Below are 16,755 nucleotides of genomic sequence, written 5' to 3' on the forward strand. Positions count from 1 at the left end.
ATGGCAGGGCTCCAAAGCAGGACATGTGTCCGATGGGTTACAAGCTTGGGGAGCGGACCTGTGTAGAACAAATGAATGCATATGAAACGATCTTCAGCGCCTACCTAAATGTTCCTTCACCTGGCTGAAAGGTGCGTGTTAGGTGGGTCGCGTGAGACTGCCGGGGTTTGCAATCCTGCTCCTCTGGAGGTTCACGCATGCTCGGGCTGGTAAAGACCGCACTGCAAAAGCCGTACACGTTTATCGTGTTGGCCATATTCATCTGCATCATCGGGCCGATGGCGGCCCTGCGTACCCCCACTGACGTTTTCCCGGATATCGGCATCCCCGTGGTCGCCGTGGTGTGGCAATACAACGGCCTGTCGCCGGACGCCATGGCCGGTCGGGTGATCTACACCTACGAACGCTCCCTGAGCACCACCGTCAACGACATCGAACACATCGAATCGCAATCGCTGCCCGGCATGGGCATCGTGAAAATCTTCTTCCAGCCTGGCGTGGATATCCGCACCGCCAACGCCCAGGTGACGGCGGTGTCACAAACCGTACTCAAGCAAATGCCCCCGGGCATCACGCCGCCGCTGATCCTCAACTACAGCGCCTCGACGGTGCCGATCCTGCAGATGGCGTTCTCCAGCCCGAGCCTTTCGGAAGCGAAGATCCGCGACCTGGTGCAGAACAATATCCGCCTGCCGCTGAGCGCCCTGCCCGGCCTGGCCATGCCCACGCCCATGGGCGGCAAGCAGCGCCAGATCACCCTCGACCTCGACCCGCAGGCGCTCGCCGCCAAAGGATTGTCGGCCCAGGACGTGGGCAATGCCCTGGCGTTGCAGAACCAGATCATCCCGGTGGGCACCGCCAAACTCGGCCCCAACGAATACACGATCCTGCTCAACAACAGCCCCAAGGCCATCGATGAACTCAACGACCTGCCGATCAAGACCGTCGACGGTGCGCTGATCACCATCGGCCAAGTGGCCCACGTACGCGATGGTTCGCCGCCGCAGACCAATATCGTGCGCGTCGACGGCCACCGCGCGGTACTGATGCCGGCGCTGAAAAACGGCAGCATCTCGACCCTGTCGATCATCGACGGCATCCGCCAGATGCTGCCGCGCATCAATGAAACCCTGCCGCCGTCGCTGAAGACTTCGCTGCTCGGCGACGCCTCGGTGTTCGTCAAGCAATCGGTGGGCAGCGTGGCCCAGGAAGGCATCATCGCCGCGTTGCTGACCAGCGCGATGATCCTGCTGTTCCTCGGCAGTTGGCGTTCGACATTGATCATCGCCGCCTCGATTCCGCTGGCCGTGCTGTCGGCCATCGCACTGCTGGCGGTCAGCGGGCAAACCCTCAACGTGATGACCCTCGGCGGGCTGGCGTTGGCGGTGGGGATCCTGGTGGACGACGCCACGGTGACCATCGAGAACATCAACTGGCACCTGGAGCAAGGCAAGGCGGTGAAGACTGCGATCCTCGACGGTGCCGCGCAAATTGTCGGGCCGGCGTTCGTCTCGCTGCTGTGTATCTGCATCGTGTTCGTGCCGATGTTTTTGCTGCAAGGCATCGCCGGCTACCTGTTCCGGCCGATGGCCCTGGCGGTGATCTTTGCCATGGCCAGCTCCTTCATCCTTTCGCGTACGCTGGTGCCGACCCTGGCGATGTTCCTGCTCAAGCCGCACATGCCCGAGGCCGGTGCAGGGCATCATCCGGAAGATGCGTTCATCAACCACCACGAGGGCGAGCAGCACACAACACCACGCAATGCGGTGCTGCAATCGGTGCTGAATTTCCAGCAAGGTTTCGAGCGCCACTTCTCGAATATCCGTGACACCTACCACGGCCTGCTGACCCTGGCCCTGGGCAACCGCAAGGGTTTTATCGTCGGTTTCCTGGCCTGTGTCCTGGCGTCTTTCCTGCTGTTGCCCAGCCTGGGCCAAGACTTCTTCCCGGCCACCGATGCAGGCGCCCTAGCCCTTCACGTGCGTTTGCCACTGGGCACGCGTATCGAAGAAAGCGCCGCCGCCTTCGACCGCATCGAAGCGCGGATTCGTGAAGTCATTCCCGCCGAAGAGCTGGACACCATCGTCGATAACATTGGCATTCCGCTCAGCGGCATCGACATGGCCTACAGCAGCAGCGGCACCATCGGCCCGCAGGACGGCGATATCCAGGCCACCCTGAAAAAAGACCACGCCCCCACCGCCGACTACGTGAAAAAACTGCGCGAAGCCTTGCCGCAAAGTTTCCCCGGCAGCCACTTCGCCTTCCTGCCGGCGGACATCAGCAGCCAGATCCTCAACTTTGGCGCCCCCGCCCCGTTGGACGTGAAAATCTCCGGGCGCAGCGATGAAGAAAACCGTGCCTATGCGGTGGAGCTTGAGCGTCGCTTGCAGCACGTACCGGGCATTGCCGACCTGCGTATCCAGCAGTCCACCGGCTACCCGTCGCTGCAGGTGAACGTCGACCGCATGCGCGCCAATGGCCTGGGCATCACCGAGCGTGACGTGACCAACAGCATGGTCGCCTCCCTCGCCGGCAGCTCGCAGGTGGCGCCAACCTTCTGGCTCAATCCGGCCAACGGCGTGTCCTACTCCATCGTAGCGGCGACCCCGCAATACCGCCTCGACAGCCTGCCCTCACTGGAAGCCCTGCCAGTGACCGGCGCTGACGGCCAGTCGCAGATCCTGGGCGGCGTGGCGACTATTGCCCGCGTGCAAAGCCCGGCGGTGGTCACCCACTACAACATCGAACCGACCCTGGACCTGTACGCCAACGTGCAAGGCCGCGACCTCGGCGGCGTGGCCCGCGACGTGCAAAAAGTGCTGGACGACACCGCATCCATGCGTCCCAAAGGCGCGGTGATCAGCCTGCATGGGCAGATCGACGCGCTGCATGAAGCCTTCAGCGGCCTGAGCTTCGGCCTGCTCGGTGCGGTGGTGCTGATCTACCTGCTGATCGTGGTCAACTTCCAGTCGTGGGTCGACCCGTTCGTGATCATCACTGCTTTGCCGGCGGCCCTGGCGGGGATTGTGTGGATGCTGTTCCTCAGCGGCACGTCCTTGTCGGTGCCCGCCTTGACCGGCGCGATCCTGTGCATGGGCGTCGCCACCGCCAACTCGATCCTGGTGGTGAGCTTCTGCCGTGAACGCCTGGCCGAACATGGGGATGCACTGAAGGCCGCCCTGGAAGCCGGTTACACGCGCTTCCGCCCGGTGTGCATGACCGCCCTGGCGATGATCATCGGCATGTTGCCCCTGGCGATTTCCGAAGAGCAGAACGCCCCGCTCGGCCGCGCCGTGATCGGCGGCCTGATCCTCGCCACCACCGCCACCCTGTTGTTTGTCCCCGTGGTCTTCAGCCTGGTCCACGGTCGTCACCCTACTCGCGCAACTGCTGGAGAAACGTCTCATGTCGTCTGATCACAAACCCTCGCGCAAGCGTCTGATGCTCATGGGTGTCGGCGGCCTGACCCTGGCCACCCTGTTGGTCGCCAACGGCCTGCACGCCCGCACATTGCACGAACAATCGGTCACCGCCTGGACCGAGACCGCCGCCGTCCCGCAAGTGATGGTGTTCCAACCGCAGCAGAATGCCGCGGGCGACACCCTGCGCTTGCCGGCGCACCTGGAAGCCTGGAGCAAGGCGCCGATCCACGCCCGCGTCAGCGGCTACCTCAAGGACTGGAAAGCCGACATCGGCACCCAGGTCAAGTCCGGGCAGATCCTCGCCGAGATCGACAGCCCCGACCTCGACCAACAACTGGCCCAAACCCATGCGCGGCTGGTGCAGGAACAGGCCAATGCACGCCTGGCCACCACCACCGCCACCCGCTGGCAGAACCTGCTGGCCAGTCACTCGGTGTCGCGCCAGGAGGCCGATGAAAAAACCTCCAACGCCGCTGCCGCCAAAGCCAACGCCGAAGCCGCCGCTGCCGATTACGCCAGGCTTACGGCACTGGAAGGCTTCAAGACTATCCGCGCGCCATTCGCGGGCACCATCACTGCACGCAACACCGACATCGGCCAGTTGATCAAGGCCGATACCGACAGCGACCCGGAGCTGTTCAACATCGCCGACACCCACCAATTGCGCCTGTATGTGCCAGTGCCGCAGAACTATGCGGCGGTCATTCACCCAGGCCTCGAAGCCGAGCTGACCGTGCCCGAGCACCCCGGCGAGCATTTCAAGGCGCGCCTGATCGGCGACTCCACCGCCATCGACCGCCGCTCCGGCACCCTGCTCGCGCAGTTCGTCGCCGACAACCCCAATGGCGAGTTGCTGCCAGGCGACTACGCCGAAGCCACCCTGCCGATTCCGGCGGACACCCATGGCGTGAGCATCCCGGCCAGCGCGCTGATCTTCCGTGCCCAAGGCACCCAGGTGGCGGTGCTGGATGCGCAGAATCATGTGCACCTGCAAGACATCCACATCGGCCTCGACCTGGGCGAACGCCTGGTCATCGACCAAGGCCTGAAACCCGCCGACCGCGTGGTCGACAACCCGCCCGACGCCCTGCGAGAAGGCGACCCGGTGCAACTGGCCGACGCCTCTGGAGGTACGCATGCGCCCAAGGCTTAAGCCCCTCGCGGCGTTGATGCTGTTGGCGTTGCAGGGTTGCTCGATGGCGCCCACCTACACAGTGCCGTCACTTGACCTGCCCGCGAATTACCGCGAACAGACCAGCGATGGCCCGTGGCACAGCGCGCAGCCCTCCGACTCATTGGCGCCCGATTGGTGGACCCTCTACCACGACCCGCGCCTGAACGACCTGCAACAGCAACTGCTCAAGGCCAACCCGGACCTGGCGGCGGCACTGGCACACTTCGATGCCTCCCAGGCGTATGCCAGCCAGCTGCATGCCGGGCTGTTCCCGCAGATCACCGCCAGCGCGCAGCCATTGCGCCAGCGTCAATCGGACTCGCGGCCATTGCGGGGGACCACGCAGCCGTCGGTGTACAACAGCAATACGGCGGGGTTTTCGCTGAGTTATGACCTGGACCTGTGGGGCAAAATCCGCAACCAGGTCGCGGCCGGCGACGCCCAGGCACAAGCGTCCGGCGATGACCTGGCCGTGGCGCGCCTGAGCCTGCAACATCAGTTGGCGACGCTGTATGTGCAACTCAATGGGCTGGATGCACAGGCGCGGATTCTCAACAGTTCGCTGGAGGATTTCCGCCAGGCACTGCAACTGACCCGCAGTCGGTATGAGGGCCAGATTGCTTCGGAGCTGGACCTCACCCGCGCGCAAAACCAACTCGCCGAAGCCAAGGCGCAACTGGATGAAGTCCGCGGGCAGCGCAATCTTACTGAACACGCCATGGGTGAGTTGGTGGGTGTGGCGGCCAGTGACTTCAGCGTGCCGCCGAGCCAGCAACTGATCGCACTGCCGGGCATCCCGTCGCAGTTGCCGAGCCATCTGCTGCAACGCCGGCCAGACATCGCGGCGGCGGAGCGTCGCGTGTTTGCCGCCAACGCCAATATCGGCGTGGCCAAGGCGGCGTGGTACCCGGATTTCAGCCTGACCGGCTTGATCGGCGGCCAGACCCAAGGGGTTGGTAACTTGTTGTCCGCTAGCAATCGCTATTGGGCGCTGGGGCCGTTGGTGAACTTGCCGATCTTTGATGGCGGGCGCTTGAGCGCCAACGAACGCCAGGCCAAGGCCGAGTTTGAAGAAGCCTCGGCGCACTACCGCAGCCAGGTGCTGAAGGCCGTGCGCGAGGTGGAAGACAACCTGGCGCAACTGCGCGATTTGCAGCAGGAGGCGCAGGATGAGCAAGCGGCGGCGGATGCGGCGCAGCACACCCAAGCGCTGGCCATGAACAGCTACCAGGCCGGGGCCGTGAGCTACCTGGACGTGGTGACGGCGCAGACGGCAGCATTGCAAGCGCAGCGGACCTTGCAGGCGGTGCAGACCCGGCAGTTACAGGCGAGCATCGGGCTGGTGACCGCGTTGGGTGGCGGCTGGCAGCCCTCTTCCTGACACTGTCCATCCTCCGTAGGAGCCGGCTTGTCGGCTCCTACGGTGGGCAGTGAAGGCTTAGGCGGCGAGCTTGCCGCTGGCGATTGCCGCCGATGCGGCCACCATGGCGCGCAGCAGCACCGCACACCCTGCCGCCAGGTCATCCGGCGCGGCATTCTCGATTTCGTTATGGCTGATGCCGCCTTCACACGGCACGAAGATCATCCCCGCCGGGCCCAGTTCGGCGACGAAGATTGCGTCGTGCCCTGCCCCGCTGACGATGTCCATGTTCGACAGGCCCAGGCCATTCGCCGCATTACGCACCGCTTCCACGCAGCCTTTGTCGAAGTACAGCGGCGGGAAGTCCGCAGTGGACTCCATCTCGAAACTCAGCCCATGTTTGGCGCAGGTGTCTTCAATGACCTGGCGCACTTGGGCAATCATCGAGTCCAGGCGCGCCGGTTCCAGGTGGCGGAAATCCAGGGTCATGCGTACTTCGCCGGGAATGACGTTGCGCGATCCCGGATAAGCCTGCAAGCAACCCACCGTCCCACACGCATGGGGTTGATGACCCAGCGCTGCCGCGTTGACCGCCGCCACCACTGCTGCCGCGCCCACCAGTGCATCCTTGCGCAGGTGCATCGGCGTTGGCCCCGCATGCGCTTCAACCCCACGCAGCTTCAGGTCAAACCACTTCTGCCCCAGTGCGCCGAGCACCACACCGATGGTTTTCTTCTCATCCTCAAGAATCGGGCCTTGCTCGATATGTGCTTCGAAATACGCACCCACCTTATGCCCACTGACCGGCCGCGAGCCCGCATAGCCAATCGCATTCAATGCATCGCCGACACTGACGCCGTCCACATCGACCTTGGCCAGTGTGTCCGCCAGGGTGAATTTCTCGGCGAACACGCCGGAGCCCATCATGCACGGCGGGAAGCGCGAGCCTTCCTCGTTGGTCCACACCACCACTTCCAGCGGCGCCTCGGTTTCCACCTTGAGGTCATTGAGCGTACGCAGCACTTCCACACCCGCCAGCACGCCAAAGCAACCGTCAAACTTGCCACCGGTGGGCTGGGTGTCGATGTGGCTGCCGGTCATCACCGGTGGCAGGTTGGGATTGCGCCCGGGGCGGCGAGCGAAGATGTTGCCGATGCCGTCGACGGTCACGGTGCAGCCAGCGGCCTCGCACCACTGCACGAACAGGTCGCGAGCCTTGCGGTCAAGGTCGGTAAGGGCCAGGCGACAGACGCCGCCCTTGGGGGTGGCGCCGAGTCTGGCCAGGTCCATCAAGGATTGCCACAAGCGGTCGCGGTTGATGTGCTGATGGGTCGATTGCAGAACGTCGAGGGCAGCGTTCATGGGGGATCTCCTCAGGCTACATTTCTTATGGATTGACTCAATTCCATCAATGGAATGCGTTCATACATGTGGGAGCGGGCTTGCTCGCGAAGGGGCCGTGTCAGTCGCTGCAAATGTCGCCTGAAAGACCGCATTCGCGAGCACGCCCGCTCCCACATGTGGATTGCATTTCAAATGATCTACAGTGGTGTTTTCACCGCGACCGGGCTGGCCCCGCGCTTGGCATTCAGGCCGTAATACAACAAGCCACCCAAGGCCGAACCGGTAAACCAGCCATAGCTGTAGAACCAGCTGAACGCATCGCTGCCCAGTGACAGCAAGGTCAGCACCACCGGCACGCCAAAGGCGATGAAGCCGCTCCAGTTCCACGCCGGGTAAACGTCATCGCGGTACAGGCCCGCCAGGTCGAGCTGCTGTTTGCGGGTGATGAAGTAGTCCACCACCATGATCCCGGCAATCGGCCCCAGCAGGCTTGAATAGCCGAGCAACCAATTGGAATAAACGGTCTCCAGGCTCACCTCGGAAACGATCAGCCCGAGTTTTTTCAGCAGCTCATGGGCCATCAACGCCAACCCCACCAGGCCGGTCAGGATCACGGCGGTGGTGCGGTTGATCAGCTTGGGGGCGATGTTCTGGAAGTCGTTGGTGGGCGAGACAATGTTCGCCGCGGTGTTGGTGGACAAGGTGGCGATGATGATCAGCGCCATGGCAATGGCGACCCACACCGGGCTTTGGATATGCCCGATCAGGGTCACCGGGTCGGACACGCTGACGCCCACCAGTTTCACCGAGGCGGCGGTCATGATCACGCCGAGGGCGGCGAACAGGAACATGGTCAGCGGCAGGCCGAATATCTGCCCGAGGATCTGGTCCTTCTGGCTTTTGGCGTAGCGGCTGAAGTCGGGAATATTCAATGACAAGGTGGCCCAGAAACCCACCATCGCCGTGAGGCCGGCCATGAAGTAACCGGTAAGGCTTGCGCCCTCGGGACGCTTGGGCGGGATCGCCATCAGTTCGCTGATCGACACGTTAGGCATCGCCCACACCAGCAGGCCAATCCCCACCGCCACCAGCAGCGGCGCCGACAGGGTTTCAAGGCGCTTGATCGATTCGGCACCGCGCAGCACCACCCACAAATTCAGGCACCAGAAAATCATGAAGCCAATCACTTCACCCGTGCCGCCGAGGGATTTCCAGCCCTCGAAAATCGAGCCCAGGAACAGGTGGATCGCCAACCCGCCGAACATCGTCTGGATACCAAACCACCCGCACGCCACCAGTGCCCGAATCAGGCACGGCACGTTCGAACCGAGGATGCCAAACGACGAACGCAACAGCACCGGAAACGGTATGCCGTACTTCGTGCCAGGGAACGCATTGAGGGTCAGCGGGATCAGCACCACGATGTTGGCGAGCAAAATCGCCATCAGCGCTTCGCCCACCGACAGGCCGAAATACGCAGTGAGCACGCCGCCCAACGTGTAGGTGGGCACGCAGATCGACATGCCGACCCACAGCGCGGTGATATGCCACTTGTTCCAGGTGCGTTCATGCACCTTGGTCGGTGCCATGTCGTGGTTGTAGCGAGGGCTGTCGAGGACGTCGGGGCCGGCGTCGAGTTCGTACAGGCCGTTGCGCTCAATGACTTGCGATCTGTTCTGTTGCATGGCCGCTCCACGGTTTTTTCGAATTATTGTTGCTCGCCTGCCATTGGGTGCAGGCGGCCGGAGTACCTCGTAAACAACATGACATCACGGGTCCGGCCAGCCGCCACTGCACTCAATAACCGTGCCGACAACCGATACCGCACCCACACCGCGTATATAACTGGCTGATGTTAATCAGCTTTCCGATTGAGCCTTCGGTACTTGCCGCGTTACTCAGGCTAGATAACGTGGAAGTTGCCCGAACGATCAGGACTCAATCTGGTGCAACACAATTATTTTTATTCACTGCCTTCGTCAAGAGGCATGTCTCAAGCGTCTGATTTGCAATAAGAAATGTTGCTCAATTTAAGAACCTGTCAAGTGCGTCAAAATGGTGAGAGCGCGCTACATTTTGGTGATTTAAAATTTTTTACCTTATTAATCAATGCATTAAACACTATATAAGCTTATAAAAAATCTTCTTGCCCAATCGAAAAACTCGGGCTAGTTTCTATTCCTGTCACCGATGACAGGAATTAACCGACCATCGGTAAGCAGCATTACAACACTTAGAACTGGCACAAGCCGGTCAAGCCTGTGAGGAACTCGACATGTCGCTGTTGATCCGTGGCGCCACCGTTATTACCCATGATGAAAGTTACCGCGCCGACGTGTTATGCGCAGGCGGTCTAATTCGCGCCATTGGCACGAACCTGGATATTCCCGCCGGCACTGAAATACTCGATGGCAGCGGCCAATACTTGATGCCCGGCGGCATCGATCCCCACACCCATATGCAACTCCCCTTCATGGGCACCGTGGCCAGTGAAGACTTTTTCAGCGGTACGGCGGCAGGCTTGGCGGGAGGCACCACGTCGATCATCGACTTCGTGATTCCCAACCCACAGCAATCCTTGCTGGAAGCCTTCCACCAGTGGCGCGGCTGGGCGGAAAAATCCGCGTCCGACTATGGCTTCCATGTGGCGATCACTTGGTGGAGCGAGCAGGTGCGCGAGGAAATGGCCGAGCTGGTCAGCCACCACGGCATCAACAGCTTCAAGCATTTCATGGCCTACAAGAACGCGATCATGGCGGCGGACGACACCCTGGTCGCCAGCTTCGAGCGTTGCCTGGAACTGGGCGCAGTGCCCACGGTGCATGCCGAGAACGGCGAGTTGGTGTATCACCTGCAACGCAAGCTGATGGCCCAGGGCATTACCGGGCCGGAAGCGCACCCGCTGTCGCGTCCGTCCCAGGTAGAGGGCGAAGCGGCCAGCCGCGCGATCCGCATCGCCGAGACCATCGGCACGCCGCTGTACCTGGTGCATGTGTCCACCAAAGAGGCGCTGGACGAAATCACCTACGCCCGTGGCAAGGGCCAGCCAGTCTACGGCGAAGTCCTCGCCGGCCACCTGCTGCTGGACGACAGCGTCTACCAGCACCCCGACTGGCAAACCGCCGCCGGCTATGTAATGAGCCCGCCGTTCCGCCCGCGCGGGCATCAGGAGGCGCTGTGGCACGGCCTGCAATCCGGCAACCTGCACACCACCGCCACCGATCACTGCTGCTTCTGCGCCGAGCAAAAAGCCGCCGGCCGTGACGACTTCAGCAAGATCCCGAACGGCACCGCCGGTATCGAAGACCGCATGGCGCTGCTGTGGGACGAAGGCGTCAACACCGGGCGTCTGTCGATGCAGGCGTTCGTCGCACTGACTTCCACCAACACCGCGAAGATTTTCAACCTCTACCCGCGCAAAGGCGCGATTCGCGTGGGTGCGGATGCGGACTTGGTGCTGTGGGACCCAGAGGGCACGCGGACCATTTCCGCCAAGACCCATCACCAGCAGGTCGACTTCAACATCTTCGAAGGCAAAACCGTGCGCGGCGTGCCGAGCCACACCATCAGCCAGGGCAAGCTGGTGTGGGCCGATGGCGACCTGCGCGCCGAGCGCGGGGCCGGGCGGTATGTGGAGCGGCCGACATATCCGCCGGTGTTCGAGCAGTTGAGCAAGCGGGCGGAGCGTTCCAGGCCCACTGCAGTGAAACGCTAAAAGCGGCCTTCGGCCTATCGCGGGCAAGTCGAATCGTCGCACCGCCGGCTCCCACAGTTGAACGATGTGAACCCGATCCCATGTGGGAGCTGGCTCGCCTGCGATAAAGCCAGCAACGGCAACACAAAAACCAATGCCCATCAGAGGCAGCACCTCAATAACCGTGAGGCCACCACCGTGATCCAGACCCTGACCCACCTCCCCCATCCCGCTGAGGATGGCGCCACCCTCGCCAGCCACTTCACCGACCTGGCACCGCCCCTCAATGCGCGCCAGGCGCAACTGGAAGCGTCGCGCTGCCTGTATTGCTACGACGCACCGTGCGTGAACGCGTGCCCCAGCGAGATCGATATCCCCTCGTTTATCCGCAATATCCACACCGAAAACGTGCAAGGCGCGGCGCAGAAAATTCTCTCGGCCAATATCCTCGGCGGCAGTTGCGCGCGGGTCTGCCCCACGGAGATTTTGTGCCAGCAGGCCTGCGTGCGTAACAACGCCGAAGAGTGCGCACCGGTGCTGATCGGCCTGCTGCAACGTTATGCGGTCGACAATGCCCACTTCACCGAACATCCCTTCCACCGCGCCGCGTCCACCGGCAAGCGCATCGCCGTGGTCGGTGCCGGCCCCGCTGGCCTGGCTTGCGCCCACCGCAGTGCGTTGCACGGTCATGACGTGGTGATTTTCGAAGCCCGGGAGAAAGCCGGTGGCCTGAATGAATACGGGATCGCCAAGTACAAACTGGTGGATGACTTTGCGCAGAAGGAGCTGGATTTCCTCCTGCAGATCGGCGGCATCGAGATTCGCCACGGCCAGCGCCTGGGGGACAACCTCACCCTCAGCGAACTGCATCAGCAATTCGATGCGGTCTTCCTGGGGCTGGGCCTGGCCGCGAGCAAACAGCTGGGCCTGCCCTTTGAGGACGCCCCCGGCCTGCTCGCCGCCACCGACTACATCCGCGAGTTGCGCCAGGCCGATGACCTGACTCAACTGCCGCTGGCCGACCGTTGCATCGTGCTCGGCGCCGGCAATACCGCCATCGACATGGCCGTGCAAATGGCCCGCCTTGGCGCCCGCGACGTCAACCTCGTGTACCGCCGTGGCCTGGCGGACATGGGCGCTACCCACCATGAACAAGACATCGCCAAGGCCAACCAGGTGCGCCTGCTCACCTGGGCCCAGCCCGAAGCCGTGCTGCTGGATGACCTGGGCCACGTACGCGGCATGCGTTTTGTGCGCACGCGTATGGAGAACGGCCGCTTGCACCCCACCGGCGAAACCTTCGAGCTGGCCGCCGATGCGATTTTCAAAGCCATCGGCCAGGGTTTCGACAATGAGGCACTGCACGACCCGTTGGCGCAGCAACTGCACCGCGTCGGTGAGCGCATCTTTGTCGACGAACAGCTGCGCACCAGTATTTCCGGTGTGTATGCCGGTGGCGACTGCGTCAGCCTCGGCCAGGACCTTACCGTGCAGGCCGTGCAACACGGCAAGCTGGCTGCCGAAGCCATGCACGCCCAACTCATGCTGAATGTGGAGGCTGCGTAATGGCCGATCTCTCGATTGTGTTTGCCGGTATCAAAGCCCCCAATCCGTTCTGGCTGGCTTCCGCGCCGCCCACCGACAAGGCCTACAACGTGGTGCGCGCCTTCGAAGCCGGCTGGGGCGGCGTGGTGTGGAAAACCCTGGGTGAGGACCCGGCAGCGGTCAACGTGTCATCGCGTTACTCGGCCCACTACGGCGCCAACCGTGAGGTGCTGGGCATCAACAATATCGAGTTGATCACGGACCGCTCCCTGGAGATCAACCTGCGGGAAATCACCCAGGTGAAAAAGGACTGGCCCGACCGCGCACTGATCGTATCGCTGATGGTGCCGTGCGTGGAGGAATCCTGGAAAAACATCCTACCGCTGGTGGAAGCCACCGGTTGCGACGGTATCGAGCTGAACTTCGGCTGCCCCCACGGCATGCCCGAACGCGGCATGGGCGCGGCGGTGGGCCAGGTGCCGGAGTATGTGGAACAGGTGACACGCTGGTGCAAGACGTATTGCTCGCTGCCGGTGATCGTCAAGCTCACGCCCAATATCACCGACATCCGTGTGGCAGCGCGGGCGGCGTATCGGGGCGGTGCGGATGCGGTGTCGCTGATCAACACCATCAACTCCATCACCAGCGTGGACCTGGAACGCATGGTCGCCCTGCCGGTGGTCGGCACCCAGAGCACCCACGGTGGTTACTGCGGCTCGGCGGTGAAGCCCATTGCACTGAACATGGTCGCCGAAATCGCCCGCGACCCGCAGACCAAGGGCCTGCCGATCTGCGGCATTGGCGGCATCGGCAACTGGCGCGACGCAGCGGAATTCGTCGCCCTGGGCTGCGGCGCGGTGCAGGTGTGCACGGCGGCGATGCTGCACGGGTTTCGGATCGTGGAAGAGATGAAGGACGGGCTGTCGCGCTGGATGGACAGCCAAGGCTACACAAGCCTGCAGGAATTCTCCGGGCGCGCGGTGGGCAACACCACGGATTGGAAGTACCTGGACATCAACTACCAGGTGATCGCCAAGATCGACCAGGCAGCCTGCATTGGCTGCGGGCGTTGCCATATCGCCTGCGAAGACACCTCGCACCAGGCCATTGCCAGCTTGAAACAGGCGGATGGCACGCATAAATATGAGGTGATCGACGATGAGTGCGTGGGCTGCAATCTGTGTCAGATCACCTGCCCGGTGGCCGATTGCATCGAGATGGTACCGATAGACACCGGCAAGCCGTTTTTGAATTGGACGCAGGATCCGAGGAATCCCTACCGGGAGGCTGTGTAGCCCGAAATAGTGTGGTGAGCGAGCTTGCCTCGCGCGGGGCAAGCCCGCTCACCACAACAATGGGATCAGCTCACCGAGATCAAGGCTCCAACCCAATCCCCCGCAAAATCACACCTGTCACCGTCTGGATCGCCTTCTCGAACTGCATATCCGACAACGGCTGGTGATCATTCAAAATGTTCACTTGGTGATCAAAGTCGGCATAGTGCTGCGTCGAGGCCCAAATCATGTACAGCAGGCTCGACGGCTCCACCGGCAGGATGCGTTTGTCCTCCACCCATTGGCGAATTTTCGCTTCCTTCATCTTGGCCCAGTCGTACAGGCTTTCATCCAGCGCCTCACCCAGGGTCGGCGCACCATGGATGATTTCGTTGGCCCAGACTTTTGAACCATACGGCCGCGTGCGCGAGCGCTGCATCTTGGCGCGAATGTAGCTACTGAGCACCACCCGTGGGTCATCGAAGGTTTCGAAGCTCAGGGCGTCCTGCTTCCACACTTCCAGCAGGTCGAACAGCACGGCGCTGTACAGCTCGCTTTTGGTGGTGAAGTAGTAATGCAGGTTGGAGCGCGGCAGTTGCACTTCTTCAGCGATGTCGGCCATGGCGGTGCTGCCATAGCCTTTTTCGGCGAAGACTTTCTCCGCCGCCAGCAGGATTTTTTCGACGTTGACCCGACGAATTCCGATCTTGTGATTGCCCATAAGGGCTCCCTGACAACAACTTGGCTTAAAGACTACCATCGGCTCTAGATCGCGGCGACAGGCCATAATGAAACTTCTGACGCGAGCCTTTCACCTGGAAAACGGATTGGTTAGGATCGCGATCCCCATGAAGGATCATTGCAATGACTATTCGACCTCGCGTGGCCACCGACGACCCTGTGCTGGGAGCGCTGTGGGAGCGCTCGGTACGCGCCACCCATGACTTCCTCCCCGAGGATGACATTCAACGGTTACTGCCCCTGGTGCGCGATACTTACTTGCCCATGCCCGCCCTGGAGGTGTGGGTATACGAGGATCAGGACGGTATCGCCGGTTTTATCGGCACCGGAGGGCAAAATGTCGAAATGCTGTTTATCGACCCGGACCGTCGTGGCCAGGGCATTGGCCGCCAGTTGCTCGACCACGCCCGCGCCCGTCACGACACCCTTACGGTGGATGTCAACGAACAAAACCCCCAGGCCGTGGGGTTCTACCTGCACTATGGTTTTATCCAGGTCGCGCGCTCGCCGCTGGATGGCGAAGGCAAGCCCTTTCCCTTGCTGCACATGGCTCTACCGACTCCCTGAACCTGAAGGTATTGAACAATGTTGATCAAGAAAAGCCTCACCACCGTCGCCCTGCTCGCCTCCCTGCTGGGCGCTTCGGCGGCGTTTGCCCATGCCCATCTCAAGAGCGCTGAACCTGCGGCAGACAGCAGCGTCGCCGCGCCCAAGGACCTGCGGCTGACCTTCAGCGAAGGCGTCGAAGCCACGTTCACCAAGGTGTCCCTGAGCAAGGACGGCACCGAAATCGCCATCAAGGGCCTGGAAACCCCGGATGCCGACAAAAAAGTCCTGGTCGTCACGCCGGCCGCGCCGTTGGCCGCCGGTAATTACAAGGTGGTGTGGAACGCAGTCTCGGTCGACACCCACAAGAGCAACGGTGAATACAGCTTCAAGGTCGGCCAATAACCCATGGCAACCCTGCTGGTGCTGTGCCGCTTCCTGCATTTCACCGTCGTGTTGTTGATGTTCGGGGCCTGTGTGTTCAGGCCCTGGCTGGTGGGCGCTGAACCGCAACCGGTACTCGACCGGCAACTTCACCGTATCACCCGTGGGCTGGCCTGGCTGGGGCTGGGCTCCGGCCTCGCCTGGTTGCTGCTGATCACTGCCAGCATGGCCGGCAGCTGGGCGGCGGCGTTGCAGCCGGCCACGGTGCAACTGGTTCTGGGCAAAACCTTCTTCGGCCAGGTATGGACCTGGCACCTGCTGCTGAACCTGCTGCTGGTCATCGTGCTGATCAAGCCCTGGCCGGCATTGCGCCTGCCGGTAATCGCGCTGCTGCTGGCGACGCTGGCGCCGGTCGGGCATGGCGCCATGCTCGATGGGCTCAGCGGACAATTGTTGATCCTCAACCAAGTGGTGCACTTGGTCTGCGTGGGGGCGTGGCTCGGCGGGCTGTTACTGCTGGTCCTGATCCTCAGGCAGCCGCATGGCCACCCTGTGCAGGCGATCCTCAGGCGCTTCAGCGGCGTGGGCTATGGCCTGGTCGCCGGGTTGCTGGTCACCGGCCTTATCAACGTGCGCGTACTCACCGGGCAACTGTGGCCCACGCCGGTGTTCAACGGGTTCGCGCTGATCCTGTTGATCAAGGTTCTGTTGGTGCTGGGGATGTTGGCGCTGGCCTTGTTGAACCGCCTGCGCATCGAACGCTGTGAAGCGCGACCGGGCACGCTGAAGGCCAGCGTGATGCTGGAATGGTTACTGGGTGTTTCGGCGGTAGCCGCCGTTTCGCTGCTGGGAACCCTTCCGCCGATGGTCATGGCTGGCTAAAAAATAAATTGGAATGCAATCAATGTGGGCGCTGGCTTACCGATGCAGACACTTTGGTACATCAGTACAGACCGAGTCGATGCCATCGCCGGCAAGCCAGCTCCCACATTTAGATCGTGGGGCTACAGTCAGGGAGCGGTCAGCTGTCCGGCCGCCTTCGCGAGCAAGCCCGCTCCCACAGTTAGATCGCGGGGTAACGGTTAGATTGTGGTCGGCTGCCAGGCCGCTTTCGCAGGCAAGCCAGCTCCTCCACTGACCCTGCCCCTCTAGGTCAAGCCACCCCAGGTCATCGTATAACTTCCGCTTGACAGCCCTCAAAAACCCCGCAAATATCCCCCTCAATGTTGTACGACGACGTACGACAAATAATAAAAACAACAAAAAGG

General features: G+C 62.1%; 12 protein-coding genes. 9 read left to right on the top strand and 3 right to left on the bottom strand.

All coding sequences use genetic code 11. The annotated features are described in order from the left end of the window. Window positions 1–197 precede the first annotated feature (197 nt). From KHP07_RS19415 to KHP07_RS19425, 3 genes are read left to right on the top strand one after another with little or no spacing between them, the layout of a single operon-like run. Complete coding sequence (locus KHP07_RS19415) at window positions 198–3,419, top strand: efflux RND transporter permease subunit (protein ID WP_214497808.1); 3,222 nt, start codon at window positions 198–200, stop codon at window positions 3,417–3,419. After that, window positions 3,409–4,578 carry an efflux RND transporter periplasmic adaptor subunit gene (locus KHP07_RS19420; RefSeq protein WP_214497809.1) on the top strand — a complete coding sequence of 390 codons (1,170 nt, stop codon included), beginning with the start codon at window positions 3,409–3,411 and terminating at the stop codon, window positions 4,576–4,578. Before KHP07_RS19415 ends, KHP07_RS19420 begins: the two co-directional genes overlap by 11 nt. Further along, window positions 4,562–5,980, top strand: coding sequence for an efflux transporter outer membrane subunit (locus tag KHP07_RS19425; protein ID WP_214497810.1), 1,419 nt, complete (start codon window positions 4,562–4,564; stop codon window positions 5,978–5,980). The genes KHP07_RS19420 and KHP07_RS19425 overlap by 17 nt, the downstream gene beginning before the upstream one ends. 57 nt (window positions 5,981–6,037) lie before the next feature. Here KHP07_RS19425 and KHP07_RS19430 read toward each other — a convergent pair whose 3' ends face one another. Further along, entirely contained in the window at window positions 6,038–7,321 is a 1,284-nt protein-coding gene (locus KHP07_RS19430) for a Zn-dependent hydrolase (protein WP_214497811.1), read from the bottom strand. 179 nt (window positions 7,322–7,500) lie between these two features. Then, window positions 7,501–8,988, bottom strand: a complete 1,488-nt coding sequence (locus KHP07_RS19435) for an NCS1 family nucleobase:cation symporter-1 (RefSeq protein WP_078049287.1) — start codon at window positions 8,986–8,988, stop codon at window positions 7,501–7,503. Between the two features lie 590 nt (window positions 8,989–9,578). Here KHP07_RS19435 and hydA point away from each other — a divergent pair. The 3 genes from hydA (at window position 9,579) to preA (ending at window position 13,837) form a co-directional block, all read left to right on the top strand. Next, complete coding sequence (gene hydA, locus KHP07_RS19440; protein WP_078049288.1) at window positions 9,579–11,018, top strand: dihydropyrimidinase; 1,440 nt, start codon at window positions 9,579–9,581, stop codon at window positions 11,016–11,018. Between the two features lie 177 nt (window positions 11,019–11,195). Next, complete coding sequence (locus KHP07_RS19445) at window positions 11,196–12,563, top strand: NAD(P)-dependent oxidoreductase (protein ID WP_214497812.1); 1,368 nt, start codon at window positions 11,196–11,198, stop codon at window positions 12,561–12,563. Beyond that, window positions 12,563–13,837: an NAD-dependent dihydropyrimidine dehydrogenase subunit PreA gene (gene preA, locus KHP07_RS19450; RefSeq protein ID WP_078049289.1), complete on the top strand. Its 1,275-nt coding sequence runs from the start codon at window positions 12,563–12,565 to the stop codon at window positions 13,835–13,837. Before KHP07_RS19445 ends, preA begins: the two co-directional genes overlap by 1 nt. 79 nt (window positions 13,838–13,916) lie before the next feature. On the opposite strand, the gene KHP07_RS19455 is transcribed toward preA, so the two are convergent. Next, on the bottom strand, window positions 13,917–14,537 hold the full coding sequence (locus KHP07_RS19455; protein ID WP_078049290.1) for a TetR/AcrR family transcriptional regulator: 621 nt from the start codon (window positions 14,535–14,537) through the stop codon (window positions 13,917–13,919). Between the two features lie 143 nt (window positions 14,538–14,680). On the opposite strand from KHP07_RS19455, the gene KHP07_RS19460 reads away from it, so the two are divergent. Genes KHP07_RS19460 through copD form a run of 3 tightly spaced genes read left to right on the top strand, consistent with a single transcriptional unit; the run spans window position 14,681 to window position 16,369 of the window. Further along, the gene (locus KHP07_RS19460; RefSeq protein ID WP_078049291.1) at window positions 14,681–15,124 is read left to right on the top strand and encodes a GNAT family N-acetyltransferase; all 444 of its coding nucleotides are present in this window, start codon (window positions 14,681–14,683) and stop codon (window positions 15,122–15,124) included. A gap of 18 nt (window positions 15,125–15,142) precedes the next feature. Next, the gene (gene copC / locus KHP07_RS19465; RefSeq protein WP_099492953.1) at window positions 15,143–15,508 is read left to right on the top strand and encodes a copper homeostasis periplasmic binding protein CopC; all 366 of its coding nucleotides are present in this window, start codon (window positions 15,143–15,145) and stop codon (window positions 15,506–15,508) included. A gap of 3 nt (window positions 15,509–15,511) precedes the next feature. Further along, window positions 15,512–16,369 carry a copper homeostasis membrane protein CopD gene (copD, locus tag KHP07_RS19470; RefSeq protein WP_214497813.1) on the top strand — a complete coding sequence of 286 codons (858 nt, stop codon included), beginning with the start codon at window positions 15,512–15,514 and terminating at the stop codon, window positions 16,367–16,369. The last annotated feature ends 386 nt before the right edge of the window (window positions 16,370–16,755 follow it).

The organism is Pseudomonas sp. VS40 (genome assembly GCF_018587885.1).
Lineage (GTDB): Bacteria > Pseudomonadota > Gammaproteobacteria > Pseudomonadales > Pseudomonadaceae > Aquipseudomonas > Aquipseudomonas pergaminensis.

Excerpts from the sequence above, each read along its gene's own strand:
- KHP07_RS19415 (WP_214497808.1), top strand. The coding sequence starts at position 198 with ATGCTCGGGCTGGTAAAGACCGCACTGCAAAAGCCGTACACGTTTATC.
- KHP07_RS19420 (WP_214497809.1), top strand. The coding sequence starts at position 3,409 with ATGTCGTCTGATCACAAACCCTCGCGCAAGCGTCTGATGCTCATGGGT.
- KHP07_RS19425 (WP_214497810.1), top strand. The coding sequence starts at position 4,562 with ATGCGCCCAAGGCTTAAGCCCCTCGCGGCGTTGATGCTGTTGGCGTTG.
- KHP07_RS19430 (WP_214497811.1), bottom strand. The coding sequence starts at position 7,321 with ATGAACGCTGCCCTCGACGTTCTGCAATCGACCCATCAGCACATCAAC.
- KHP07_RS19435 (WP_078049287.1), bottom strand. The coding sequence starts at position 8,988 with ATGCAACAGAACAGATCGCAAGTCATTGAGCGCAACGGCCTGTACGAA.
- hydA (WP_078049288.1), top strand. The coding sequence starts at position 9,579 with ATGTCGCTGTTGATCCGTGGCGCCACCGTTATTACCCATGATGAAAGT.
- preA (WP_078049289.1), top strand. The coding sequence starts at position 12,563 with ATGGCCGATCTCTCGATTGTGTTTGCCGGTATCAAAGCCCCCAATCCG.
- KHP07_RS19455 (WP_078049290.1), bottom strand. The coding sequence starts at position 14,537 with ATGGGCAATCACAAGATCGGAATTCGTCGGGTCAACGTCGAAAAAATC.
- KHP07_RS19460 (WP_078049291.1), top strand. The coding sequence starts at position 14,681 with ATGACTATTCGACCTCGCGTGGCCACCGACGACCCTGTGCTGGGAGCG.
- copC (WP_099492953.1), top strand. The coding sequence starts at position 15,143 with ATGTTGATCAAGAAAAGCCTCACCACCGTCGCCCTGCTCGCCTCCCTG.
- copD (WP_214497813.1), top strand. The coding sequence starts at position 15,512 with ATGGCAACCCTGCTGGTGCTGTGCCGCTTCCTGCATTTCACCGTCGTG.